The sequence below is a fragment of the Streptomyces sp. NPDC045470 genome (assembly GCF_040646595.1).
Classification (GTDB): domain Bacteria; phylum Actinomycetota; class Actinomycetes; order Streptomycetales; family Streptomycetaceae; genus Streptomyces.
The window spans coordinates 148254-171444 of the sequence record NZ_JBEZAN010000011.1 but is presented as its reverse complement, the minus strand read 5'-3'; the positions used below and the strand labels follow the sequence as shown (position 1 = coordinate 171444).

Here is a 23191-nt window from a genome sequence, read left to right as displayed (position 1 = left end):
ATGGCAACCGGCAACAGGAGCAGCGCGCCGCGGGGAAGGGAGGAGCACGGTCCGGGGACGGTCCGGAAGGTCCCGCTGACCCCCGTCCAGTCCGCCTACCGCCTCGGCCGCGAGGACACCGCACCGCTGGGCGGTGTGGCCTGCCACATGTACTTCGAGTTCGACGGTACGGCGGTGGACCCGGCACGGCTGCGGGACGCCGTCACCCGCCTCCAGGACCGGCACCCGCCGTTGCGTACCGCCTTCCCCGGCGACGACGAGACCGCCACCCTGCTCGGCGTCCCCACCGCCCGTCTCCTGGTCCGGGACCTCACCGCCTCGGACGCCGAGGAGCAGGCACGGGCAGTGGCCGCCGTCCGTGAACAGATGTCGGACCAGCGGCTGGACGTGGCCCGGGGACAGGTGCTCGACGTGCGGCTGACATTGCTGTCCGGCACGGACAGCCGCCTGCACGTCGACGTGGACCTGCTGGCCGTCGACCCGCCCAGTATCGGCACCCTGCTGACCGACCTCGCGCGCCTCTACCGCGGAGCCGCCCCGCCGGCGCCGCGCTACGACGTCTCCGCCCGGCAGCGCCATGAGGCCCACGCCCCGCCGGACGTGGACCTGGGCGCCTGGCGGCAGCGGCTGGACGGGCGCAGCCTGGCTCCCCCCGCACTGCCCCTGACCGCCGACCCGGAGACGGTGTCCGGCGCGCGCTTCAGCCGGCGGGTGCTGACCGTCCCGGCCCCGAGATGGCGGCGGATGAGCGCCAGAGCGCGCGCCGAGGGCCTCGAACCCGACTCCGTACTCCTGGCTGCCTTCGTACACACCCTGGGCCGCTTCAGTACCAACGACGACTTCATCATCACGCTGCCGGAGTTCCCGTCCCCGGCGTCCCGCTCCGGTACCGCGCCCGTGGTCGGCGACTTCACCCGCCTGCGTCCGGCCAGTATCGACATCTCCGGGGCAGCCACGCTCCGGGAACTGGTGCACACCGTCGACCAGGAACGGCGTACGGCCCGTCGGCCGCAGTTCGCCGCCGGGCCGGCCGGGCTCAGGGAACTGGCCCGCGCACGCGGTGAAGGGCTCCCGCCCACCGGAGCCGTCTACACCAACCTGCTGGACGTGGACCTGATTCCGGCGTGCTTCGAGCGCTGCTTCGGCCCGCCCGTCTGGATGATCACCCAGACCCCTCAGGTCTGGCTGGACTGTCTGGCCGTCAAACACTTCGGCGGAGTCTGCCTCGCCTGGGACCTGGCCGAGGAACTCTTCCCCGACGAACTCCCGGCAGCCATGACCGAGCTGGGCGGCGACCTGCTGACCGCCCTGTGCGACCAGGACTGGAACCAGCCGCCCCCGGCCCACCTGCCGGCCGCCCAGCAGCAGACCCGCAACCTGGCCAACGCCACCTACCGGGCGGAGAGCGGCCACCTGCTGCACCAGCGCTTCTTCGAACTCGCCGCCGCCGACCCCGGACGCCCCGCGCTGCTCTGCGCCGAGGGCACCGTCACCCGTGGCGCCCTCGCCGACGACGCGCTGCGCATGGCCGCCCTGCTGCGGCACCGCGGCCTCGACCCCGGTGAGCCGGTCGCCGTCTCCCTGAAGAGCGTGCCCGACCAGATCCGCGCGGCGCTCGCCGTCCTCGCCGCGGGAGGCTGCTACGTGCCCGTCGGCACCGATCAGCCCGAGCAGCGCCGTACCGACATCCTCCGTATCGCCGGTGTGCGCAAGGAGATCACCGACGCGCCGGGCTCGCCGCCGTCCGGCCCGCGGCAGTCCGTCGGCCCACAGCAGTCCGTCGATCCGCAGCGGTCCGTCGATCCGCAGCGGTCCGTCGACCCGCGGCAGCCCGTCGGGCCGCGACTTCCCGTCGATCCGCGGCCCTCCGTCGGCCAGTCGCCCCCTGTCGATCAGTTGACCTGGCAGGAGGCTCATGCGACGGCACCGTTGCGCCGCCCCGTGACCACCGGCGTCTCCGCTCTCGCCTACATCGTCTTCACCTCCGGCTCCACCGGCCGCCCCAAGGGCGTCGAGATCACCCACCGTTCGGCGGTCAACACCGTCGACGACATCAACCACCGTTGGTCCGTCGGCCCCCACGACCGCGGCATCGCCATCTCCGCACTCGACTTCGACCTCTCCGTCTACGAGATCTTCGGGCCGCTGACGGCCGGCGGAGCCGTCGTCGTACCCGCCCCCGGGGAGGCCCGCGACCCACAGGCGTGGCTGCGCCTGGTCCGCGACCACCGCGTCACGGTCTGGGACTCGGTGCCGGTCCTGCTGGACGCGCTGATCACCGCCGCGGAGGACGGCCCGCCGCCGGACACGCTGCGGCTGGTGCTCACCGGCGGGGACTGGATCGGCACCGACCTGCCCGCGCGGCTGCGTGCCCTGGTGCCCGGCTGCCGCTTCGTCGCCTGCGGGGGCGCCACCGAAGGCAGCGTCTACTCCAACTACTTCGAGACGGACGGTGCCGAGGACGGCTGGCCCTCCCTGCCGTACGGGCGCCCGCTGGGCAACCAGCGCTACCGTGTCGTGGACGGCCAGGGGCGCGACTGCCCGGACTGGGTGACCGGTGAACTGTGGATCGGCGGCGTGGGAGTCGCCCGCGGCTACCGGGCCGCCCCCGAACAGACCGCCCGGCGCTTCGTCCACCACGCCGGGGCCCGCTGGTACCGCACCGGGGACCTGGGGCGCTACCGGCCGGGAGCCGTTCTGGAATTCCTGGGCCGCACCGACCACCAAGTGAAGATCAACGGCTATCGCGTCGAACTCGGCGAGATCGAGGCCGCCCTCGCCTCCCACCACCAGGTCGCCCGCGCCGTCGCCGTCGTCACCGGACAGGGCCCGGCCCGCCGGCTGATCGCCTACCTCCTGCCCCTCGCCGACACCCTCGACCAGGCGTCCGTACGGGAGCACGCCCGCACCCGGCTGCCCTCCTACGCCCGGCCCGAGCACTACCTGCTGCTGGACGAACTCCCGCTCGGCGGCAACGGCAAGGTGGACCGAGGACGCCTCGCCGCCTGGGGCGCCCCGGAACCTGCCCCCGTACCCGACGAGCCCCCGAGCGGCGCGGGTGAACAGGCCGTCGCGGAGGAGTGGTCGGCCGTCCTCGGCCGTGAGGTGTCCTCCCGGCACCAGCGCTTCGTCGACCTGGGCGGCGACAGCCTGCGCGCCATGCGGCTCGCCTCCGCCCTCCGCGCCCGCTTCGGCCGGCGCGTTCCTTTGCGTACGCTCCTGGAAGCCTCCACCGTGGCCGCGATGGCGGAGCTGATACGCGGACCGTCGCAGCCGGGGCAGCCGGGGCAGCCGGGGCAGCCGGGGCAGCCGGGGCGGCCGGGGCGGTCGGCATCGGACGACGGGACGGCGGGCGGATGACCGGCACGCACCCCGACGGCACCCGCGCGCCGGGCCCGGCGGGGCAGTGGCTCAGGAACCTCACCACGCCGCCCCGCGGAGCGGGTGAGCCCTCCGTCCGGCTCCTGTGCTTCCCCCACGCCGCGGGCGGTGCCAGCGCCTTCCGTCCTTGGCGGGGCCTTCTGCCACCCGAGTGCGACCTGTGGGCGGTCCAGTACCCCGGCCACGAGGACCGGGTCGGCGAACCGCCCGCCACCGACCTCACCCGTACGGCACGGCAGGTCGCCATCGCGGCGCAGTGGCTGGCGGACCGCCCGTACCTCGTGTTCGGCCACAGCATGGGAGCCCTGCTCGCCTACGAGACCTGCCGTCGGCTCGACCACCTCGGTGTCACGGTGCCGGACCGCCTCTTCGTCTCCGGCAGCCCGCCGCCTCACCGGGTCGCCGCGGCTCCGGCGGACACCGACAGCGTGCCGCACCGGATGCACGGGTACGAGCACCGGACCGGGACGGAGACCGGGGCCGGTCCGGACAATGAGCAGCACGACGAGCAGTACGACGACCTGGCGGCCAAGACCCTGTCAGCCGACCTGCGCATGCTCGCCGGCTACCGTCCCGGCCCCGCCTGGCGGGTCCCCTGGCCCGTCACCGTGATCCGCGCCGCCCAGGACCCGGACCTCGACGCGGCGGCCGCCGCGGCATGGCAGGACTACGCGGTGGACGACGTCACCCTGGCCACGGTGCCCGGCGATCACTTCGTCTGTTTCACCCGGCCCCACGACACCGTGCGCCTGATCGCCGGGGCGGTGCGCCGCTGACGGGTCATCCGGGAGACAGCCGCTCCAGGATGTCGTTGACCGCCGCGGAGTCGATGTACGCGTTCACCTCGACGATGGTCTCGCCCTCGAAGCGGCACACCCAGACGTAGAACGGGTCGTAGGGGACTCCGTCCTTCGCCGTGGCGACCCCGTCCATCTCGACCACGGTCACCGCCCCGCCGCCGTACAGCCCCCGGATACGGAAGCACAGTCCACCGTCGAACAGCGGCCGCACCTTGCCGATCGTGGCGGGGACGAATTCCTCCCGTCCCCGGTAGGACCCGGCCAGCGGGTGTTTGCCGAACAGCCTCCACCGCACGTCGTCGGCGAGCCGGCCGAAGAACTCGTCGACCGTGTCCACGTTCTCCAGCAGCGCGAACAACTCACGCCGAGCCGTACCGGGTTCGTCCGCACCGGTCATGATCACTCCTCGCCGTGCACGGAGGCGACGGGCGTTCGCTCCGCCGCCCGACGGATTCGCGGAATGCCGGTCCGGGCCCCGGCCGCCCGCCTTCGGCGGGAGCGCACCGGACCAGCCCCACTATGGGGCCTCCGGGTGCGGAAGAACAGACGTTCCCGGGGGCGCGCCGATGCCCCCTCGCCCCAATTGGTCCAGTCCTCGTTTGGTCCAGACCATTGACATGTTCCTGCTCTTGGGGGGACTTTCTTCCCCGTCCCTGTACCGCACGCACGGGACGAGCTGGACACCCCTCATCGGCTGGACGGAACAGACATGAGACGCAAGCACCCCTTACGCGTGGCCCTCGTCGCCGCGGTCACCGCCGCCACCGCGCTCGGCTTCGCCGGAACCGGCACCGGCACCGCGGCGGCGGCCACCCCCCTCCCGGCCCAGGTCTTCGCCCCCTACTTCGAATCCTGGACCGGCCAGAGCCCCGCCGCGATGTCCGCCGAGTCGGGTGCCAAGCACCTGACGATGGCGTTCATCCAGACGGCCGCCAAGGGTTCCTGCACGCCCCTGTGGAACGGCAGCACCAGCATGCCGATCTCCCCGGCCACCTTCGGCGACGACATCAAGACCCTGCGGGCCAGGGGCGGTGACGCCATCCCCTCCTTCGGCGGGTACACCGCCGACACCACCGGCACCGAGATCGCCGACAGTTGCACCGACGTCCAGCAGATCACCGCCGCCTACCAGAAGGCCGTCACGGCCTACGACGTCAGCCGGCTCGACATGGACATCGAAGTCGACGCGCTCGACAACGCGGCGGGCATCGACCGGCGCAACAAGGCGATCAGACTCCTACAGGACTGGGCGGCGGCCAACGGCCGGAAGCTGGAGATCTCCTACACCCTGCCGACGACCACCCGCGGCCCGGCGGCCAACGCCGTCGCCCTGCTGAAGAACGCGGTGCAGAACGGCGCCCGGGTCGACGTGGTCGACCTGATGACGTTCGACTACTACGACAACGCCGCCCACGACATGGCACGCGACACCGAGACCGCCGCCCAGGGCCTGCGCGACCAGCTCGCGCGCCTCTACCCGGACAAGAGCGACGCCCAGCTCTGGGGCATGATCGGCGTCACCGAGATGCCCGGCGCCGACGACTTCGGCCCGGCCGAGACCTTCACCCTGGCCAACGCCCGGCAGGTCTACGACTGGGCCAAGGCCAAGAAGATCAACACGCTGTCCTTCTGGGCCCTGCAACGCGACAACGGAAGCTGCCCCGGCGGCCCGGCCGCGGACAACTGCTCCGGCATCGAGCAGCAGACCTGGGACTTCACCCGGATCTTCGCGCCCTTCACCAGCGGCTCCGGCACCCCGCAGAACGACTTCGCGGTGACCGCGGCACCCGTCTCCGGATCGGTGGCCGCCGGTGGCACGGCCACCACCACGGTGCGCACCGCGGTGACCGCGGGCGCGGCCCAGAAGGTGGACCTGAAGGTCGGCGGCGCCCCCGCGGGCGTCACCGCCTCGCTCAGCCCCGATTCCGTCACGGCGGGCGGCTCCTCCACCCTGACCCTCGCCACGACCGCCGCCACGCCGTCCGGCACCCACCGCATCACCGTCACCGGAACCGGCCCTTCCGGCAGCCGCACGGCGACATACGCCCTGACCGTCGCCGGCGGCCAGTGCACGGCCGCACCCTGGGCCCCTGGAACGGTCTACACCACCGGCCAGCAGGTCGCGCACCGCGGGCACACCTGGAAGGCCAAGTGGTGGACGACGGGCGAAGAGCCCGGCACCACCGGCGAGTGGGGCGTCTGGCAGAACCTCGGCTCCTGCTGACCGATTCGCTGCTGACCGTCTTGCCGCTGCCCGGCTTCGCGCGAATCTCCGTCCCTGGCCGCCTGGCCGCCCGGCTCCCCGGCATCCGGGGACGGAGCGGACGCAGGCCGGTCTCGTGGCCACAAGCCCCCGCTCACTCGAACACTCGGCGGCGGTCAGGACGATCGGGCAAGCCGGAGCAACGGGCATGACAGGCAGGCCGCTCGGAGAAGCGGAACACGACGGGCGCAGCCCTCCGGACCTGCGACAGCGTCCGGTTGTCGGCGTCCACGTGTGCGCGGACGCCGACAGGCAGTGGCAGGTTCGGCGAGGTGTGGCCGAAGTCGACCTGGGCGAGGACCGTCACGCTGCCCCAGAACATCGAGCACCACGTCGCGTAGAGTTGCGCGCCCGCCGCCGCCGTCGTGGGGCGTGACCTCGGTCGGGATGCCGACCACCATGCCCGCGATCCGGTCCAGCACACCGGACAGCCGCAAGGTATGCAGGTCGTTACAGATCCGTGAGACCGGCCGCTGCGACCGCGCTGGATGCGGCCCGGGCCCAGCAGACCGCGCTGCCTGGTGAGGACGTTGCCGCGCAGGTCGTCGCCGACCTGGCCACACAGATCCTGGCCCTGGACGACCGGGCTGAAGCGGCTCGACAGGCAGATCCGCGAGACGTTCCGCAGCCATCCGCAGGCGGAAACTATCGAGTCCCCGCCCGGCATGGGGCCGATACTCGGCGCTGAGTTCCTCGTCGCGGCCGGGGACCTGTCGGCCTACGTGGACGCCGGCCATCTGGCCTCGGCGGCGGGGCTGGTGCCCGTCCCGCGTGACTCCGGCCGCCGCACCGGCAACCTCCACCGGCCCAAGCGCTACAGCCACCGCCTGCGACGGGTGTTCTACATGTCCGCACGGACCGGCATCATCCGCGACGGACCGAACCGGGACTTCTACGCAAAAAGCGCAGCGACGACTGCAAGCACGTCCAGGCCGTCATCGCCCTGGCCCGACGACGAGCGAGTGTGCTCCGGGCGCTGCTGCGTGACGGACGGACGTTCACCTCCGCCTTCTAAGTCACCACCGCCAACGGCAGCCGGACCGGCGGGGGCAGCGGCGGGATGGCCGGCTCGGCCCGCAGGCCCTGGATCAGCAGTGCGGCGAAGCGTCGTGCGGCGGCCACCGCGGTGGCCGGCGAGGTGGTCCGGATGCCGCCGTTGGCCATGAGCACCATGATCAGGTCGTCCAGGACGAAGTCCGGACGCAGCTTGCCGCCCGCCTTGGCGCGGCGGGCGAGTTCGGCGACCTTGTCCAGTGCCCGCTCCCGGTCCGCGGCGAAGTCGATCGCGCGGGGGAAGGCCGAGACGAACGCCGCGGTGAAGCCCCGGTCCCGTGCCTGCATTGCACACACCGCCTCGATCACCAGGCAGAAGCCGCGCCACGGGTCCGGATCTGCCAGTGCCTCGTCGACGATGGCCGTGCAGGCCGTCATCTGCTCGCGGAAGGCCTCGGTGACCAGCGCCTCCTTGGTCGGAAAGTGCCGGTAGAGGGTCGCGGGCCCGACCTCGGCACGCCGCGCGATCTCGCGCATCGCCACGTCGAGCCCCTGCTCTGCGAATGTCGTGCGGGCCACGGCCAGGATGCGCTCCCGGTTGTCCCGGGCGTCGGAGCGCAGGGAGTGAGGCAAAAGGTTTGTCACCGCTCTCACTTTAGCCAAACGGACGGGGTGTTCCGCTAGCGTCCGACGCCATGAGAGCACTGACATTCTCCGAGTACGGTCCCGCAAGCGTCCTGGAAGTCGCCGACGTACCGGAACCGCACGCGGGACCGGGCCACATCCGGGTGGGCGTGCGGGCATCGGGCCTCACTCCCGCCGACTGCCACCTCCGGTCGGGCCGGTTCCGCGCCATGGCACCGCTGCGCCTGCCCCACGTGCTCGGCATGGATGCCGCGGGTGTGGTCGACGAGGTCGGCCCAGGGGTGACCGGTATCCGGCCGGGCGACGAGGTCTTCGGCATCGTCGAGGTCGCACAGCTCGGCGGTGCGAACGCCGAGTACGCTGTCCTGGCGGCCTGGGCGCCGAAGCCGGACGCGCTGAGCTGGGAGCAGGCCGGCGGCGCGGCCGGGAACGTCGAGACCGCCACGCGGGCCCTCGACCGGCTGGAGATCGGCACCGGCACGACCTTGCTGATCGAGGGCGCGGCCGGCGGGGTCGGCACGGTCGCCGTCCAACTCGCGGCAGCCCGCGGCGCGACCGTCATCGGTACAGCCAGCGCGCACAACCACACGTTCGTCGCGGGGTTGGGGGCGACACCGACCGCCTACGGCCCCGGGCTGGCCGAGCGGGTCACCGCCCTCGCACCGGACGGAGTCGACGTCGTCCTGGACTGCGCCGGATCCGGCTCGCTGCCCGATCTGGTGGACCTCACCGGAAGCCCGGACCGGGTGGTGACCATCGCCGACATGAACGCCGCGAAGTACGGAGTCCACCAGACACGCTCGGCGGGCCCGGGAGCGGACCCGCAGGCGGTCGAAGGACTTGCCGTGGCCGCCGCTCTCGCCGGGCAGGGCCGCTTCACCGTACCGGTCGCGGCCACCTTCCCCATCGAGGACGCGGCCGCGGCACACCAGTTGAGCGAGACCGGCCACGCCCGGGGAAAGATCGTGTTCACTCTCCAGTGCCGCACCAGGGCAACGTTCGTCCAACAGGGCGGACATCGCCCGATGCGGCACTAGCTCTCCGCGACCGGAGGTTCGATGCTCATCCGGTGCCAGAACACGTTGCGCGGGTCTCAGCGTCCCTTGGCCTTGCGCAGACGCGGATAGTTGTCCTTGTAGTAGAGAGTCGGCCAGGGGATGCCGGAGCGGTTGAACTCCGGGTCGGTCATGTCGGCGTCCGCGTAGTTGATGTAGCAGCCGTCGGTGGCGGAGTCCGGTACGGACACGCCGCCGGTGTCCGCGAACAGATCCTGGAAGATCTCCCGGGTCCAGCCGATGTTCGACGCGTCGTCCGCCGGGTTCACCCACCAGTTCTCGATCCGCATCTTGATGACCGAGTCGCGCTGCGCGGAGGCGGTGGCGGCCGGGGGGCACCGCGTTGATCTGCCCGCCGAAGGGCATCAGCATCACGATCGCGCCGGGACGGTGCACATCGGGCCGGTTCAGGTGCCGGTACATCGTGGCGGCCTGGACGCCGGAGTAGTTGGTGCGCAGGTACGCGGACTTGGGGGCGCCACGAACCGAGGGGATCGGCTGGTTGCCGATGACGGTGACCAGGTGCCGGTTGGCCTGGAGCCAGGTCAGTTCCTGGACGGCTTCGGTGACGGCCGGATCACCTTGGACGGCGGTGCCCTCGACCAGCGCGGTGAGGAAGGCGCGCAGCCGGTCGCGCGCACCGGGCCGCTCCGCGTCGATCTGGCTGACCAGTGCCACCGGGCCGCTGGCGCGGTGGTTGAGCACCAGGACACTGGAGACTTCCGCGCCCGGCGAGCCCGGCGCGCTGTTCTGTTCGCTCCAGGCACCGTAGTTCAGGAGCAGTCGGCGGAAGTCCGCCTCGGACAGCCGGTCCCAGGGGATGGCCGCCTGGCCGAGCAGGACCTTGGCGGGCTGTCACCGCTGGAAGTCCAGCAGCCGCTCGCTCCACCGCGCCGCACGCTCGGCCCGGCCCGCGTACAGCAGCGTCTCCAGTGCCAGGACGGCGACCCGGAAGACCTCCCGTTCCCGGCCGGCCGGATACACCAGCAACTGGTCGGCGTCGGCCACCGCCGCGTCGTGGCCGCCCGGCTTCAGTACGTCGAGCAGGGCCCCGGCGGCCCGCAGCGGCCGGTCCATCCGGCCGAGCAGCGGCCCGCTGTCCCGCCGCCGGCCCACCGGCGTCTGTGGCACCGTCCGCAGCAGGGACGGGTAGACGGAGGCGGCCCACAGGTGCGTGAACTGCCGCTCGGCGGCCTCACTCGGGCAGACCGCGCCCGTGTCGAGGCGCAACCGGTCGAGCAGTTCTTCCGCGATCCCCGGAATGCCGTGCCAGATCATCTGCTTGACCAGTGACGGCAGTGCCTCCTCGGCGACACCGCCCTGCCGTACCTGGCCGATCAGGTCTTCAGATGCCGCTGCGACGGCTCGGGATCACGGCACCATTCGGCCTGCACCGTCTCGATCCGCGACGTCGTCCGCCGGACGGTGTCGACCGCCGACAGATGGGCGTGCCGCAGGCAGTTCACCGCATGGCCGATGTCGTCGTCGGCCATGGCCGCCTCGGCGGCGGACTCCAGCACCTGGCAGGCCCAGGGCGCGCCCACCTCACCGCAGCGCAGCAGATGCCGGGCGACCTCGGCCGGGCGGGCGCCGCGCCGGTGCAGCAGTTCCGCCACACGTAACCGCAGCGCGCGGTGCCGTTCGTAGGGCACCGAAGCCAGTACGGCGGAGCGGGCCCCCGGATGCCGGAAACGGAAATTCTCGATGACGCCGCTCGTGCGCAGGGCCGTGACGGCCTGCCCGACGGACTCCGGGGTCATCCGGGTGATCTCGCCGATCAACTGCGCCGTGGCCGGTGTGTCGATCAGGGCGAGCGCCCGCGCGACGTCCGCCGCGCCCGGACCGCAGCGGTCCAGGCAGGTCAGTACGGCGTCGTGGAAACGGGTGCCGGCGCACCCCTCCCCGGGGCCGGCCGTCTCCCCGGTGCCGGCCCTGCCCGCAGCACCGTCCCCGTCCCCGCACTCGTCCCCGGCTCCGGCTCTGTCCGCTTCCCCGCACCCGCCGCCGTCGTCGAGCAGGGCGTGCACCAGCAGCGGGTTCCCACCGGTGAAAGCTTCAGCCGAGGGGCCAGCCGCCGCGCCTCGACAGCGCCGACACGGTGGGTGGCCAGCGTCCGGATGCCGTCCACGGACAGTGGACCGACGCGCAGCCGGGTGCAGCGCCGGTGCGGCAGCAGCGCGGAACTGACCGAAGGAACACCAGGGACGGGCTGCTCCGGCTCGGAGACGACGATCATGACCGGCGCCCGCTCCAGCCTGCGCACGGCGTACAGCAGGCAGTCGAGCGACTCCCGGTCACCGTGCTGGACATCGTCGACGACCAGGACGACCGGCGCCGTCCGGGCGAGCCGCGCCACCGAACGGTGCACCTCGCGGGCGGCGTCGGCACCGGAAGTGCCGGCCGGCTGCGCGGGCATCGGGTGCTCCGCCGCGCCGTCCGTCGGACGCAACCCCGGCAGCAACTGGTTGACCAGCTCGAACGGCAGCCGGCTCTCGGCGGGTGAGCCCGCCGAGGTGAGTACCGAGGCGCCGGCTGCCGCGGCCTCCTCGGCGAACGCCCGGAGCAGCGCGGACCGGCCCGACGCCGTGGGCCCCGTCACCAGGACGGTATGGCCTCGTCTGCGGGACAGGGAGCCGAGGAGGTGGCGCAGAGTGGCGAGAACGGTCTCCCGCTCCACCAGTTCCGGGCCCGTGCCCTGCATCTGAACAGCGTGTCCGATCAGCACTTTTCCCTTCCTCCCCCGTCGTACGAGCAGGCGTCGCCGACACGGTTGCCGGGCCGCGAGGTGGCGCTGCCCCCGTGCGACCGTCCTTCCAGAAGCACCCGTCTCTCCCGGATAGCAGCCGGACCGTCCGTGCCGTGTACGGGCCGGCCCGGCACCAGCCGCGTGGTCCGGTCCACGAGCCCGGCCACCGGCGGCCGGTGTGCTCGTCGGCCGTCCTGGCGGCGCCTGCCGATGCGCCGCGGCAGAGCGCGTCTGCCGCCGCGTCCCCCCGTGAGCCGACGGGCGCCCTGCTGGGCGCCGCACTGTGGAATATGTGATTCAGGACCGGCCGGTTCAGTCCGGTCGGGTACGAGTGTGGAGGGGCGGTCCTTTTTGGACATTCGCCGGAAGTGGGAAACCTGTCTGCCGTTCCGGCCGTCCGGGCCGGCCGGAACCCCCCGGCCGACTGGCGCGGTGGCTGCGCGCAGGTGAGCAGCGGGGCCGCCGTGGTGGCCCCGAAGTCTGCCCGGGAGGACCGTAGTTCGGTCCCCCCAACGGCGTCCTGCCGGCGCCGACACCCCCGCTCCCATGCCGAACACCCCACCCGGCCAACCTAGAACGCCCATTCTGCTACGGTGAGAATGCCCGTTCTAAGAATACTGGTTCTAGCGGCCCGTCCGGCATGTCGACGTCGGCTGCCTGACCATGAGAGCGAAGGAGACGCTGTGCGATTACGACGTCTGGGATGGGCCGGCGCCGAGCTCGAACACGCCGGTCGGACACTGGTCATCGACCTCGTCGAGGACACCTCGCCGCTGTACTCGGACGAGAAGTTCCCCGCGGCCTCCCGCCCGGGGGAGACGGTGGCGGCGCTGGTGACGCACCTGCACACCGACCACGCCGACCCGGTGGCGATCCGCAAGGCGCTCGCTCCCGGCGCTCCCGTGTACCGGCCCGAGCCGGTCACCGGACCGGACGACGACCTCAAGTGGACCTGCGGGGCGGAGGCGTCGTTCCGTGAACACGGCGTCGCGACCGAGGTCGTGCGGCCGTGGGAGGAGCGCGGCGCCGGCCCGTTCCGCATCGGCGCGGGGCCCTCCCTCGACGGGCTGGGGGATCCGCAGCTCTCCTGGGTCGTCGAATGCGACGGCCTGCGCGTCTTTCACGGCGGGGACACCGTCTTCCACGGCCACTGGTGGTCGATCGCGCGCCGGTTCGGCCCGGTGGACATCGCCTTCGTCCCCATCAACGGGGCGGTGGTCGAGCTCCCGCACCTCCAGCCGCCGAGCCCCTTCAACGCCGTCATGCTGCCGGAGGAGGCGGCGGTCGCGGCGCACATCCTGGGCGCCCGCATCGCGGTCCCCATGCACTACGGCACGCTCGACAAGCCGCCGATCTACATCGAGACTCCGCGGGCGGTCGAACGTTTCGAGGGGCGCGCGAGGGAACTCGGCATCACGCCCCTGGCCGTACCGTACGGAGAGTGGTTCGATCCGTCGGTCGCGCCCGTACACTAGAACCAACGTTCTAGCGCATGAGGAGGCCCGGGGTTGACGGCGGCGGACGGCGATGAGGGGCGGACACGCGTACTGCAGGCTGCCGAAGAGCTCTTCTACGAGTACGGCATCCACGCGGTGCGGATGACCCAGGTCCGGGACCACGCCGGGGTGTCGCTCGCGCGGCTGTACAAGCTCTACCCCTCCAAGCACCACCTCGTGGCCGCCTACCTGCGGGCGCACGGGCAGCGACTGCGTGCGGACCTGGCCGGGTCCGTCGAGCGGTCCGCCCCGGCCCCGGCCGGCTCACGGGCCCGCCTCCTCGCGGCGTTCGACCACATGCAGCACACCATCACCGCACCGGGGTTCCGGGGCTGCGCCTTCGTCAACGCCTGGGCCGAAGTCGGCGGCCCCGGCCACGAACGTCACCCGCTCGTGGCCGAAGCCGTCCAGGAACACAAGAGCCTGCTCCGCGACTACTTGACCGGACTCGCCGAGGACTACACCCACGCACGCGGCGTCGGCGAGCAGGTCCACATCCTGGTCGAGGGGGCCATGGCGACGTCCGCACTCCTCGGAGCGGACGCCGCCCGCCCGGCCCGCGACGGCGTCTGTGCCGTACTCGCCGCGGCCGACAGCGCACGCGAGGGGTGAGGCCCAGCGCTCCGCCCGCAACTCGCCTCTCCGGCCGTCAGGTTGGGGAGGCGGGAAAGCCGGCGGGACGCCCTCCGGTGGTGCTCAGCGTACGAGTACGACGGAGTTGATCGGCGTCATGTTGTACGGCGCCGACTCGCCCACGCCGCGCATCACGACGGAGCAGCCACCGGTCCCGTTGTACCCGTAGCAGAACTGGAACCCGGCGCCGCCCGTCTGGTTGTTGACGATCACCCGGTTGCCGGTGACGTTCGACAGGTTGTGGGCGCCGTAGCTGTAGAAGATGTTCTTGTTCAGGATGCTGCCGTTCGTCTCGCGGATGCAGACAGCTCCGGACGGGCAGGGTGTCGCCGCATTGGCGCTGGGCGCCACGGTGAGCCCGAGGGCCCCCGCGGCGAGAGTCAGGCTCGCGGCAGATACAGCCATCTTGCGCAATGTTCCCCCTTGGGTCGTGATGCCCCGGTGCGGGCCATCGCAGATGAAAGTAGCCCGTGCCGACGAGAGGCACCAGAGTGCCTGGACATGTTGCGGAGGCCGCTTTCGCGCTCTGGGGCCGGCGGGGCTCGCTTCCGACGAGGGGCCGCTGGGCCGGGAGGCGTGCGTCAGTGTGTACGCGCGGGCAGTACGAGGCTTTCCGGCACGGCCGCGCAGGCGTCCCGCAGGGCGTCGGCGAGCCCTTCGTGGCCGGTTTCCGAAGGGTCGGCGACCCAGCGTTCCAGGGCCCGGCGGAAGGCCGCCGCCAGCAGGTCGACGGCCAGCCGCGGCCGCAGGCCGTACGGATCCGGCTGCATGGTCATGTCGAACCCGCGCTGCATGACGGTGACGATCGCCGCGCCGGTCCGGTCGCAGAAGGCAAGGTGGTGCGCCTCCGTCGACGGTGTCCGCGCCGACAGCCGGCGACTGAGCCGCAGGCGCTCGGCCCAGCCGTCCGTGCCCATGCGGCCGAGCGTCGCGAGCAGCACGCCCCCCCAGCAGTTCGAAGGCCGGGCCGCCCGTGGGCTCCGCGGTCTCCAGCTCTTCCATGAAAACGGCCCACAGGTCGTGGACGGGCGCCAGCGCCACGTCCTCCTTGCTGCTGAAGGTGCGGAAGAACGTGCGCTTCGAGACGTCGACGGCGTCGCACAGCGTATCCAGCGTGACGCTGTCGAAGCCGCGTTCCGTGAACAGTTCCAGCGCCGCGTCGACGAGCGCCTGACGTGTGCGCAGCTTCTTGCGTACACGCAACGGCCGTTGGACACCGGACGGGTGCTCGCCGATCACGGCAGCATCGGCCTGCTGTTGACGACCTTCGTCATCGGCACCGATGACTTCGTCATCGCCGGGACCCTTCCGGCGGTCTCCGCCGACCTGGAGGTGAGCGAGGGCACCGCGGGCCAGTTGGTGACGGTGTTCCCGATCACCTAGGCGATTGCCTGTCCGACCCTCGCGGTGGCCGCCGGGCGGGTGCCACGCAAAATGCTGATCGTGGGCGGACTCGCGGTGTTCGCGGTGGTCAACTTCGCCACGGCGCTGGCACCTTCCTTCGGAACACTGATGGCCCTTCGGGTGCTGGCGGCGCTGACGCTGCCCCGCATGCCGCGGACTCCGGTGGCCGGAGTGGCCGAGCGGCTGCTTCTGCTGCGGCGGCCCTCGCTGCTGCTGTGCGTACTGGGCACGATGCTCGCGGCCTGCGGCGGCCTGATGCCCTATATCTACATGGCTTCCGTCACCCACGACCTCACCGGCGTAGGCGGCCGGTACGTGGGCGTCTTCGTCGCGATCGTGGGTGTCTCGGGCGCCGTGGGCACCGTACTGGGCGGACGGTTGACCGACCGGTGGGGCGTGGACCGCACGCTGCTGGCCGCGTTCGGCGGGGTGGCGGCGGCCGCCTTGGCGCTGCTGGTGGTCGGCGGTATCGGGCAGGAAACGGCACCGGTGTGGCTGGTCTGCCTCGTGTTGGTGCTGTGGGGGGTGCCAGGCTGGGCCAACAACCCCCCGATGAACGCCCGCGCCATGCAGATGGGCGGCGATGCCGCCACCGAGGCGGTGGCGCTGAACACCAGCGGACTCTACGCCGGCATCGCCCTGGCCGGTACCGTCGGCGGCGGCGCGGTCAACACCTCCGGCGGCGTCGGCGTCCTGGTGGTCGCCTGCGTCGCCGGCCTGATCACCATCGTGGTGATGGCCCTGTCCGTCCGCCGCTATCCCTCTTCCCGGCACGCGTCCGTGGCCGGCCCCACCCCCGAGAAGGCCGTCACGTCCCGACCTCACCGCGCCCCACTCGTTCCTGCCCGGCGTCGTCCTCGCCCGGCTTCGGCGCGCCACGGACGCCGGTCGAGCCGTCAGCCCGTCGCGGCGGGTCCCGGCGGCAGGTGGACCGTCATGATCAGGTGGCAGGTCGCGTCGCCCGTACCGCGGTAGGTGTGGGGCTTGTCGCCGTCGAAGGTGGCGGTCCGGCCGGCTTCCACGGTGTGCTCGGTGCCGTCGACGACCAGGACCATGCGGCCGGCGGTGACGTTGACGGTTTCCACGACTCCGGCCTGGTGCGGGTGGCTGGGATATTCCTCACCCGGCTCCAGCCGCCAGCGCCAGATCTCGGTGGGGGCCGGACCCGAGGTCGTCAGCATGAGCCGGGCTTCGCTGCCCCGCTCTCCGGTCCACAACGGCGCCACGGCATCGGCGTCCACGATGCGTACGCGGCCTTCGGGCGATCCCTGCATCAGGGCGGAGACGGAGACGCCCAGGGTGTCGGCCAGCCGGACCAGGGTCGAGAAATTGGGGTTGCCCTGGGCTCTCTCCAGCCCCACCAGCGCCCCCTTGCTGACCTGGGCGCGTCGGCTCAGCTCCTCCAGGGACAGGCCCGCACGGGAGCGGGCCGCCTTGACGTTCTGCGCGAGCGTCCGCAGGGCTGCGGCCGTCTCGGCCATCTGATCACCTTCCATGGCTGGTCGCCGGTCGCCGGTCGCCGGTCGCTGGACAGCGGACCATTCGAATGCACCGTGCGGTCGTTCGGTTGACGCCGACCGGTCATTGTGTTGTACGGTCTGGTCGTTCCGTTGAATCGTAAGGGATTGTCGCTGTGATCGCTCTACTGCTGGCTCTCGGTAGCTCCCTCGCCTACGGATGTGCCGACTTCCTCGGCGGCCTCGGCGCCCGTAAGGCACACGTGCTGCGCACCGTGATGATCGCGGCGCCGGCCAGTCTCGCGGTCGAACTCCTGCTGTGGCCGGTGCTCGGCGCCTCGTTCGGCGCCGCGGCCCTGGGCTGGGGCGCGGCTTCCGGAATTGCCTCGGCCGCCGCGTTCGCGCTGCTCTACAAGACCCTGGCGATCGGCCCGATGAACGTGCTCTCGCCCGTGACCGCGCTGATGTCCGCCGCCCTGCCCGTCGGCGTGGGCCTGCTCCAGGGCGAGCGCCTGGCCACCGCCGGACTGATCGGCCTGCCCCTCGCGCTGGTGGCGGTGGTGCTCGTCAGCGCCGGACACGGCACCGGGGCGGCGCGCCCCTCCCGTACGGCGTTGCTGCTGGCCTTCGGCGCGGGAGCCGCCATCGCCCTCCAGCTCGTCTTCCTGCACCAGGCGCCGTCCGACAGCGGGGTGGCCCCGCTGGTCATCGGCCGTACGGTCTCCTCGGCCGTCACCCTGACCGCCGCCGCGCTGATGCGCCGCAAGCTCGGCTCCGAGCGGCCCGCCTACGCGATGTCGGCCGCCGCGGGTGTGCTGGACTCCCTGGCCAACCTGATGTTCCTGCTCGCCGCACGGAGCGGCGACCTGACCGTCGTCGCCGTGCTCACCGCCCTCTACCCGGCCGGCACGGTCCTGCTGGCCCGCGGTGTCCTCGCCGAACGCATGCACCGCGGCCAACTGGTCGGCCTGGGCACCGCCGCAGTCGCCGTCAGCCTCCTCGCCCTGACCTGAGCGACCGGCCTTGCGCGGTGCGCGGCCCGCCCGTCGCCGATCGCCGCAGTCGCCCCCTCCCTCCCCGCACGCGCACAGGAACAGGAAACGGACCCCATGCCCGACATCCGCATCGCCCCCGCCGTCGCCGACGCCTTCCCCGACACCCTCATCGCCCTGGTCACCGCCACCGGACTGCGGGGCCGCGAGCCCTGGCCCGACACCGCTGCCGCTCTGGACGGTCTGGAGCGGCAGTTCGCCGACGGCACCTGGCAGCCCGCCGACGAGAGTGACCCTCGTATCGAGGCCTGGCACGCCGCCTACCGGTCCTTCGGCACCAACCCCCGCCGCATCCGCCCCAGCGTCGACGCACTCGGCCGCCGCTTCGCCAAGAAGGGCGCCCTGCCGCGCGTCAACCCGCCCGTCGACTCCTACAACTGCGTATCCGTACGGCACGGCCTGCCCGCCGGCGCCTTCGACGTGGACCACGTCACCGGTGACATCACCGTCCGCCACGCGGACGGCGCCGAGGAGTTCACGCCGCTCGGCGAACCCGACACCGTCGAGAACCCCAGGCCCGGCGAGATCATCTATGCGGACACCACCGGCGTCCTGACCCGCCACTGGAACCACCGCGACGCCCACCGCACCCGCGTCACCGAGGACTCCGCCCACGTCGTCTTCGCCCTCGAAACCCTCCACGCCACCCGCGACGGCCACCTCCTCAAGACCGCCGCGGAGGAACTGCGGGACCTGCTCACCCCGCACGCCGAGCAGACCGCGATCCACTACCTCGGCCCGGCACATCCGCAGGCAACTGTCTGAGCTCCGCCCGCCCGCCGACCGTGCCTGGCTCTGGCTCGCGCAACGGGTGCCGCCCGCAGGTCAGAACTGGTTCTCGCCGCCATCGATGTACAGATTGGCACCGAGGACGAAGCTGCTCTGTTCGGAAGCGAGAAACGCCACCACATTGGCGACCTCGTCCGCACGCCCGATCCGGCCGAGTGGCACAGCCGCGGCGAATTGCGACTTGGTGACGGGTGCGTCCGCGGTGGCGGCCACGCCGTCGAGTCCGGGAGTGTCGATGGTGCCCGGCGAGATCGCGTTGACCCGGATGCCGCGGTCCTTGAGCTCGTTGGCCCAGGTACGGGCGAAGGACCGGACCGCCGCCTTGGAGGCCGCGTACGTGCCGAAGGCCGCGACACCGTCATCGGCCCGCACCGAGGAGTTCAGGATCACCGAGGCGCCGTCGTTGAGCAGCGGCAACGCCTTCTGCACGGTGAACAGGGTGCCCCGCACGTTGACATCGAAGGTCTGGTCGAAGTGCTCCTCGGTGGTCTCCTGCAGCGTCGCGAACGAGGCGCTCGCCGCGTTCGCGAAGAGCACGTCCAGACCCAGGCCCCGGGCACGGACCGCGTCGTAGAGACGGTCCAGGTCGGCCAGGTTCGCTATGTCACCCGCCACGGCGGTGGCCCGCACCGGGCCGATGGTTTCGACGGCCGCGTCCAGTTCGGCCTTGCGCCGGCCGGTGACGAACACGTGCGCGCCCTCGGCCGCCAGCCGTACGGCGGCGGCCAGGCCGATCCCGGTGCTGCCGCCGGTGATGACGGCGATCTTGCCCGCTAGCTGTCCCACAGGAATGACCTCCACGAGGTGGCGAACTTCAGTACCGATCGGTACTCAATGAGAACGTAGCACATCTGTACCGCCCGATACGGAAAATGTCGGCTGCGTCAGGCCGTCGGCTCCCCGCCCTCGGTATAGATCACCAGCGTCAGTTCCGGCTGCTCGGCCAGGCGGAACGCCGTGTAGACGAACTCGGCCTCCTCGCCGCCTCCGCGCCGCAGCCGTTTACGTCCGCCGCGCCGGACCTGAACTTCGTACTGCGCCCACCAGGCACGCGCCTGCGCTGGCCGTGTTCAACTCGTCGATCAGCTCCGTGAACCGGGTGGCGTCCGGCCAGTGTCCGCAGCCGGGCGAGCAGACCGCGAGCCTCCGGCTCCCAGTCGACCACGACGTCCCGGGCCACCGGGGCGAGGAACACCCAGCGGACGAAGTTCGCCGGGCGGTCCGTCGGCGTGGTGAGGTTCGGGAACAGTTCGTCGGCTGCCTGATTGCAGCCGAGGACGTCGTAGTTGCTCCCGATGATGTAGGCCGGTCGCGGCTGGAGCAGCAGGGGGGTAGCCGCCACCTCGGCGGCCAGCGGTTCAGGTTCCCCGGCCCCGGGCTCGGGGGTACGACCGGCGAGCCGGAAGAGGTGGTCGCGCTCGTGGCGGTCGAGCCGCAGCGCCGAGGCGAGGGCCGCGAGCACCTGGTCCGAGACGCGGATGTCCCGGCCCTGCTCCAGGTACGTGCATCAGGTGGCGCGCTCATCCCGGCGAGCAGCGCGAGCTCCTCCCGGCGCAGCCCCGGCGTCCGGCGGCGGCCGGAGTGCGGCAGCCCCACCTGGTCCGGTGTGATGCGCTGCCTGCGGCTGCGAAGGAAGGCCCCCCAGCTCACCGCGTTGGTCCGGCTGTCGCTGCACTCATGCCCACCACCACGACCCCTGCGACCACGGCCCCCACCACAACCACGGCCGCACGCATCACCACAGACACGGCCACAGCCATGGACTCGGACCAGGCGGAACCCGCAACAAGGTCATCGCCGTCACCGGTGCGAGCAGCGGGACAGGCCGAGCCACCGCGCTCGCCCTGGCGCGGCGCGGTGCGACGGTCGTCCTCGGCGCCAGGCGCGGCGATCGCGTCGAGCAGCTCGCCGCCGAGATCCGGGAGAGCGGCGGCCGCGCCGTCGGCGTGCCGACCGACGTACGGCGGCGTGCGGACCTCGTCCGCCTGGTCGACACGGCGGTCACCCGATTCGGGCGCCTCGACGTGCTGGTCGACAACGCCGGCATCAGGCCGGTCTCCCCACTGGAGGACCTGCACGTCGACGCATGGGACGACATGATCGACGTCAATCTGCGCGGCGTCCTGCACGGTATCGCCGCCGCACTGCCGGTCTTCCGCCGGCAGGAAGCCGGGCACTTCGTCACGGTGGTGTCGACCGCCGCGTACCGCACCGGCCCCGGACAGGCCGTCTACGCCGCGACGAAAACGGCCGTCCGTACGGTCTGCGAAGGGCTGCGGCAGGAGGTGGGCGACCCCGCGTCACCATCGTCTCCCCGAAGTTCGTCCACACCGGCTTCGCCAACGCGGTCACCGACCCCGAGGCCCGCGCTGCGCTGCCGGCCCGCCGCGACGCCATGGCACTGGACCCCGCAACGATCGCGGACGCCATCGCCTACGCCGTCGCCCAGCCGGACCAGGTCGACGTCAACGAGATCGTGGTACGGCCCACCGCGCAGCGTTGACGGCGGCCAGGCCGTATCCAGTGCTCAGCCGGCCGGGGCGGACACCGGGGCGACCCGCGTCCCCCGAGGTCAGCCCTGTATGTCCGTGCCCCTGCCCCCGCCCCCGGCTGTGTCCGCGAGGAAGTCCCGAAGGGCTGACGCGACGGCATCGGGAGCTTCCACGGGCAGCAAGTGACCGGCGCCGGGGACCGTTGTCAGGGTCGCGTGCGGGATGTGGGGCAGCAGGCAGTCACGCAGGACGTGCGGCGGCTCCACCACGTCGTTCTCCCCGGCCAGCACGGCCACCGGTACCTCGATGTCCCGTACGGCGCGGGTGATGTCCCGCGCGATTCCGCGCAGGGGCCATTCGCGCCGGGCCTCGGCGCCGCAGGCGAGGCTGTCCCGTACCGCGGTGGCCCGCACCGCCGGGGGCAGCGGAGTGGCGGTCAGGACATGGTCGAGGGCGTGGTGCACCGTTTCGGGCGAGTCGTAGGCGTGCGCCAGGCCCTGCCGGTACTCCTCGGTGACCATGACGGGCGGCTGCGGCGGTGCGGGCGCCACGAGCACCAGGCCGACCAGCGCGGACGGCCGGCGGGCCGCGAGGAGCTGACTCGTCTTGGCGCCCATCGAGTGGCCGACGAGGACGAACGGCCCGGGCACGCGGGCTCGGACCACCCGGGCGAGATCGTCGGTGAGCTGGTCGAGGTGATAGGGACCGGGCAGGGCTCGGGAGGCGCCCCAGCCGCGCTGGTCGAAGCGGACCGTCGCCTGTCCGGGCGGCAGGAGGCCCAGCACGCTGTTCCAGGTGGCGGCGGAGCCGCCCCAGTAGTGGACGAAAACCAGTGCCGGCCCGGTGCGGCCCCGTGTCAGCACGTCGAGACTCCCGCCCGACACCGCAACACGGGTTGTCGATTCCGCCATCTCCGCCATCATCGCGTCTTCCCTTCCGTCGGCAGCAAGCGACTCCGCCGCTCGCGCCGAACCGGTGAACCCATACCCTGACCTGCTGTCAGGCCTGTCTGCGACGGTAGGCGCGAGACCGTTCACCCAGTGGCGGAAAGGGACACACTCCTTGTGGAAAACGGACACGGTGCGGTGCGGCAGGTGCACTATCTCCCGGCCGTCGGATCGGCGTACGGGGTGGAAGTCCTCGATTTCGCCGCGCTGCGCTCGATGGACGTCCACCGCCGACGTACCCAGCCGCAGCGCCCCGACTTCCACGTCTTCGCGCTGATCGGCTCCGGAACCGGCACGCACGAAGCGGACTTCCACAGCCATCTGCTGGAAGAAGGCAGCGCCGTGTGGATCCGGCCGGGCATGGTGCACCGCTGGAGCGACATCGAGGCCTGCGACGGTCCGCTGATCCTCTTCCGGCCCGGTTCGCTTCCCGGCTTCACCGTGCCGGAGGCCGGTACCCCGGCCTGCTGGCACCTGGACCAGCAGCGCCTGGCCCTCGCCCTGCTCGCCGCCGGACACCTCGAACGCGAGCACGACGCAGCAGTCCACACCCCGAGCCTGGCCTCACCCGCCCTCCTCTCCCACCTGCTGGCGGCCCTGATCCTGCGCACCCTCCCCACCGCCGACGCACCGGCCCCGACCGGGACAAGGCGTTCCGGAAGTCGGCACACCGGCGTCTTCCGCGCCTACCGGACCACCGTCGAAGAGCACTTCACCGACTGGCATCACGTGGCCGACTACGCCCAGGCACTCGGTTACGACGTACGCACCCTCACCCGGGCGACGCGTGCCGCCACCGGCACCGGCGCCAAGACCTTCCTCGACCAGCGCGTCCTGCTCGAAGCGAAAAGACTGCTCGCCCACACCGAGCTGCCGGTCGGCAACTGCGCCCGACGCCTCGGCTTCCAGGACGCCGGGAACTTCACCGCCTTCTTCAAACGCCAGACCGGCACGGCCCCCACCACTTGGCGCACCCTGTACAGCACCGCCGCCGGCGGATACGTCCCCCATCAAGGCACGGTGTGACGCCCGACGGTG

At 72.1% G+C, this 23191-nt stretch carries 22 protein-coding genes and 5 pseudogenes; 13 read left to right on the top strand and 14 right to left on the bottom strand.

Annotated features, from left to right (window positions below):
* The gene (locus tag AB0A97_RS27330; RefSeq protein WP_361154826.1) at nucleotides 1-3360 is read left to right on the top strand and encodes an amino acid adenylation domain-containing protein; all 3360 of its coding nucleotides are present in this window, start codon (nucleotides 1-3) and stop codon (nucleotides 3358-3360) included.
* On the top strand, nucleotides 3357-4157 hold the full coding sequence (locus tag AB0A97_RS27325) for an alpha/beta fold hydrolase (RefSeq protein WP_361154825.1): 801 nt from the start codon (nucleotides 3357-3359) through the stop codon (nucleotides 4155-4157). The genes AB0A97_RS27330 and AB0A97_RS27325 overlap by 4 nt, the downstream gene beginning before the upstream one ends.
* A 4-nt stretch (nucleotides 4158-4161) precedes the next feature.
* Here AB0A97_RS27325 and AB0A97_RS27320 read toward each other — a convergent pair whose 3' ends face one another.
* Nucleotides 4162-4578 (bottom strand): hypothetical protein, encoded by a 417-nt coding sequence (locus tag AB0A97_RS27320; RefSeq protein WP_361154823.1) that lies wholly within the window; start codon nucleotides 4576-4578, stop codon nucleotides 4162-4164.
* A 312-nt stretch (nucleotides 4579-4890) separates the two neighbouring features.
* Here AB0A97_RS27320 and AB0A97_RS27315 point away from each other — a divergent pair, with 312 nt between their 5' ends.
* Both AB0A97_RS27315 and AB0A97_RS27310 read left to right on the top strand, forming a co-directional pair.
* Nucleotides 4891-6405 carry a chitinase gene (locus AB0A97_RS27315; protein ID WP_361154822.1) on the top strand — a complete coding sequence of 505 codons (1515 nt, stop codon included), beginning with the start codon at nucleotides 4891-4893 and terminating at the stop codon, nucleotides 6403-6405.
* A 520-nt stretch (nucleotides 6406-6925) separates the two neighbouring features.
* A pseudogene (locus AB0A97_RS27310) lies at nucleotides 6926-7459 on the top strand (transposase); the annotation flags it as partial.
* Here the strand turns inward: AB0A97_RS27310 and AB0A97_RS27305 are convergent.
* Nucleotides 7456-8082 (bottom strand): helix-turn-helix domain-containing protein, encoded by a 627-nt coding sequence (locus AB0A97_RS27305; protein ID WP_361154820.1) that lies wholly within the window; start codon nucleotides 8080-8082, stop codon nucleotides 7456-7458. The pseudogene AB0A97_RS27310 and the gene AB0A97_RS27305 sit on opposite strands and share 4 nt — an antisense overlap.
* A gap of 50 nt (nucleotides 8083-8132) precedes the next feature.
* Between AB0A97_RS27305 and AB0A97_RS27300 the strand changes: the two genes are divergently transcribed.
* Nucleotides 8133-9119: an NADP-dependent oxidoreductase gene (locus AB0A97_RS27300; protein ID WP_361154819.1), complete on the top strand. Its 987-nt coding sequence runs from the start codon at nucleotides 8133-8135 to the stop codon at nucleotides 9117-9119.
* A 56-nt stretch (nucleotides 9120-9175) separates the two neighbouring features.
* Here AB0A97_RS27300 and AB0A97_RS27295 read toward each other — a convergent pair whose 3' ends face one another.
* The 4 genes from AB0A97_RS27295 to AB0A97_RS27280 all read right to left on the bottom strand — a co-directional run bounded on the left by AB0A97_RS27295 (nucleotide 9176) and on the right by AB0A97_RS27280 (nucleotide 11838).
* Nucleotides 9176-9427, bottom strand: a complete 252-nt coding sequence (locus tag AB0A97_RS27295) for a BBE domain-containing protein (RefSeq protein WP_361154817.1) — start codon at nucleotides 9425-9427, stop codon at nucleotides 9176-9178.
* A gap of 565 nt (nucleotides 9428-9992) precedes the next feature.
* The gene (locus tag AB0A97_RS27290) at nucleotides 9993-10415 is read right to left on the bottom strand and encodes a hypothetical protein (RefSeq protein ID WP_361154816.1); all 423 of its coding nucleotides are present in this window, start codon (nucleotides 10413-10415) and stop codon (nucleotides 9993-9995) included.
* Nucleotides 10416-10474: 59 nt separating this feature from the next.
* Nucleotides 10475-10897 (bottom strand): hypothetical protein, encoded by a 423-nt coding sequence (locus tag AB0A97_RS27285; protein WP_361154815.1) that lies wholly within the window; start codon nucleotides 10895-10897, stop codon nucleotides 10475-10477.
* A gap of 101 nt (nucleotides 10898-10998) precedes the next feature.
* Complete coding sequence (locus tag AB0A97_RS27280; protein ID WP_361154813.1) at nucleotides 10999-11838, bottom strand: ATP-binding protein; 840 nt, start codon at nucleotides 11836-11838, stop codon at nucleotides 10999-11001.
* Nucleotides 11839-12566: 728 nt separating this feature from the next.
* Here AB0A97_RS27280 and AB0A97_RS27275 point away from each other — a divergent pair.
* Nucleotides 12567-13358: an MBL fold metallo-hydrolase gene (locus tag AB0A97_RS27275; protein ID WP_361154812.1), complete on the top strand. Its 792-nt coding sequence runs from the start codon at nucleotides 12567-12569 to the stop codon at nucleotides 13356-13358.
* Between the two features lie 33 nt (nucleotides 13359-13391).
* Nucleotides 13392-13991, top strand: coding sequence for a TetR/AcrR family transcriptional regulator (locus AB0A97_RS27270; RefSeq protein ID WP_361154810.1), 600 nt, complete (start codon nucleotides 13392-13394; stop codon nucleotides 13989-13991).
* An 84-nt stretch (nucleotides 13992-14075) separates the two neighbouring features.
* On the opposite strand, the gene AB0A97_RS27265 is transcribed toward AB0A97_RS27270, so the two are convergent.
* The 3 genes and pseudogenes from AB0A97_RS27265 to AB0A97_RS27255 all read right to left on the bottom strand — a co-directional run.
* Nucleotides 14076-14417 (bottom strand): hypothetical protein, encoded by a 342-nt coding sequence (locus tag AB0A97_RS27265; protein WP_361154962.1) that lies wholly within the window; start codon nucleotides 14415-14417, stop codon nucleotides 14076-14078.
* A 176-nt stretch (nucleotides 14418-14593) separates the two neighbouring features.
* Nucleotides 14594-14929: a hypothetical protein gene (locus AB0A97_RS27260; RefSeq protein ID WP_361154969.1), complete on the bottom strand. Its 336-nt coding sequence runs from the start codon at nucleotides 14927-14929 to the stop codon at nucleotides 14594-14596.
* Nucleotides 14930-15101: 172 nt separating this feature from the next.
* Nucleotides 15102-15251: pseudogene (locus AB0A97_RS27255) on the bottom strand (TetR family transcriptional regulator); the annotation flags it as partial.
* On the opposite strand from AB0A97_RS27255, the gene AB0A97_RS27250 reads away from it, so the two are divergent.
* The gene (locus AB0A97_RS27250; protein WP_361154809.1) at nucleotides 15237-15395 is read left to right on the top strand and encodes a hypothetical protein; all 159 of its coding nucleotides are present in this window, start codon (nucleotides 15237-15239) and stop codon (nucleotides 15393-15395) included. The pseudogene AB0A97_RS27255 and the gene AB0A97_RS27250 sit on opposite strands and share 15 nt — an antisense overlap.
* A gap of 60 nt (nucleotides 15396-15455) precedes the next feature.
* Nucleotides 15456-16391 carry an MFS transporter gene (locus AB0A97_RS27245; protein WP_361154808.1) on the top strand — a complete coding sequence of 312 codons (936 nt, stop codon included), beginning with the start codon at nucleotides 15456-15458 and terminating at the stop codon, nucleotides 16389-16391.
* On the opposite strand, the gene AB0A97_RS27240 is transcribed toward AB0A97_RS27245, so the two are convergent.
* Nucleotides 16313-16897 (bottom strand): XRE family transcriptional regulator, encoded by a 585-nt coding sequence (locus AB0A97_RS27240; protein ID WP_361154807.1) that lies wholly within the window; start codon nucleotides 16895-16897, stop codon nucleotides 16313-16315. The two genes, AB0A97_RS27245 and AB0A97_RS27240, sit on opposite strands and share 79 nt — an antisense overlap.
* A 152-nt stretch (nucleotides 16898-17049) precedes the next feature.
* On the opposite strand from AB0A97_RS27240, the gene AB0A97_RS27235 reads away from it, so the two are divergent.
* A complete protein-coding gene (locus AB0A97_RS27235) occupies nucleotides 17050-17886 on the top strand; it encodes an EamA family transporter (protein WP_361154806.1) in 837 nt (278 codons plus the stop codon).
* A 96-nt stretch (nucleotides 17887-17982) separates the two neighbouring features.
* Nucleotides 17983-18690, top strand: coding sequence for a phenylalanine--tRNA ligase beta subunit-related protein (locus AB0A97_RS27230; protein WP_361154804.1), 708 nt, complete (start codon nucleotides 17983-17985; stop codon nucleotides 18688-18690).
* A 60-nt stretch (nucleotides 18691-18750) separates the two neighbouring features.
* On the opposite strand, the gene AB0A97_RS27225 is transcribed toward AB0A97_RS27230, so the two are convergent.
* The 3 genes and pseudogenes from AB0A97_RS27225 to AB0A97_RS27215 form a co-directional block, all read right to left on the bottom strand.
* On the bottom strand, nucleotides 18751-19500 hold the full coding sequence (locus AB0A97_RS27225; protein ID WP_361154803.1) for an SDR family oxidoreductase: 750 nt from the start codon (nucleotides 19498-19500) through the stop codon (nucleotides 18751-18753).
* A 98-nt stretch (nucleotides 19501-19598) separates the two neighbouring features.
* Nucleotides 19599-19715 (bottom strand): annotated as a pseudogene (locus tag AB0A97_RS27220) (transcriptional regulator); the annotation flags it as partial.
* A 152-nt stretch (nucleotides 19716-19867) separates the two neighbouring features.
* Nucleotides 19868-20056, bottom strand: a pseudogene (locus AB0A97_RS27215) (transcriptional regulator); the annotation flags it as partial.
* A 451-nt stretch (nucleotides 20057-20507) separates the two neighbouring features.
* Here AB0A97_RS27215 and AB0A97_RS27210 point away from each other — a divergent pair.
* A pseudogene (locus AB0A97_RS27210) lies at nucleotides 20508-21217 on the top strand (SDR family oxidoreductase).
* Between the two features lie 69 nt (nucleotides 21218-21286).
* Here AB0A97_RS27210 and AB0A97_RS27205 read toward each other — a convergent pair.
* Nucleotides 21287-22117 carry an alpha/beta hydrolase gene (locus AB0A97_RS27205; RefSeq protein ID WP_361154801.1) on the bottom strand — a complete coding sequence of 277 codons (831 nt, stop codon included), beginning with the start codon at nucleotides 22115-22117 and terminating at the stop codon, nucleotides 21287-21289.
* A gap of 153 nt (nucleotides 22118-22270) precedes the next feature.
* Here AB0A97_RS27205 and AB0A97_RS27200 point away from each other — a divergent pair, with 153 nt between their 5' ends.
* Nucleotides 22271-23179, top strand: a complete 909-nt coding sequence (locus AB0A97_RS27200; RefSeq protein WP_361154799.1) for an AraC family transcriptional regulator — start codon at nucleotides 22271-22273, stop codon at nucleotides 23177-23179.
* Nucleotides 23180-23191: the final 12 nt, after the last annotated feature.

Excerpts from the sequence above, each read along its gene's own strand:
- AB0A97_RS27205 (WP_361154801.1), bottom strand. The coding sequence starts at position 22,117 with ATGGCGGAATCGACAACCCGTGTTGCGGTGTCGGGCGGGAGTCTCGAC.
- AB0A97_RS27260 (WP_361154969.1), bottom strand. The coding sequence starts at position 14,929 with ATGGGCACGGACGGCTGGGCCGAGCGCCTGCGGCTCAGTCGCCGGCTG.
- AB0A97_RS27280 (WP_361154813.1), bottom strand. The coding sequence starts at position 11,838 with ATGCAGGGCACGGGCCCGGAACTGGTGGAGCGGGAGACCGTTCTCGCC.
- AB0A97_RS27285 (WP_361154815.1), bottom strand. The coding sequence starts at position 10,897 with ATGACCCCGGAGTCCGTCGGGCAGGCCGTCACGGCCCTGCGCACGAGC.
- AB0A97_RS27265 (WP_361154962.1), bottom strand. The coding sequence starts at position 14,417 with ATGGCTGTATCTGCCGCGAGCCTGACTCTCGCCGCGGGGGCCCTCGGG.
- AB0A97_RS27240 (WP_361154807.1), bottom strand. The coding sequence starts at position 16,897 with ATGGCCGAGACGGCCGCAGCCCTGCGGACGCTCGCGCAGAACGTCAAG.
- AB0A97_RS27315 (WP_361154822.1), top strand. The coding sequence starts at position 4,891 with ATGAGACGCAAGCACCCCTTACGCGTGGCCCTCGTCGCCGCGGTCACC.
- AB0A97_RS27300 (WP_361154819.1), top strand. The coding sequence starts at position 8,133 with ATGAGAGCACTGACATTCTCCGAGTACGGTCCCGCAAGCGTCCTGGAA.
- AB0A97_RS27330 (WP_361154826.1), top strand. The coding sequence starts at position 1 with ATGGCAACCGGCAACAGGAGCAGCGCGCCGCGGGGAAGGGAGGAGCAC.
- AB0A97_RS27230 (WP_361154804.1), top strand. The coding sequence starts at position 17,983 with ATGCCCGACATCCGCATCGCCCCCGCCGTCGCCGACGCCTTCCCCGAC.
- AB0A97_RS27290 (WP_361154816.1), bottom strand. The coding sequence starts at position 10,415 with ATGATCTGGCACGGCATTCCGGGGATCGCGGAAGAACTGCTCGACCGG.
- AB0A97_RS27320 (WP_361154823.1), bottom strand. The coding sequence starts at position 4,578 with ATGACCGGTGCGGACGAACCCGGTACGGCTCGGCGTGAGTTGTTCGCG.
- AB0A97_RS27325 (WP_361154825.1), top strand. The coding sequence starts at position 3,357 with ATGACCGGCACGCACCCCGACGGCACCCGCGCGCCGGGCCCGGCGGGG.
- AB0A97_RS27295 (WP_361154817.1), bottom strand. The coding sequence starts at position 9,427 with ATGCGGATCGAGAACTGGTGGGTGAACCCGGCGGACGACGCGTCGAAC.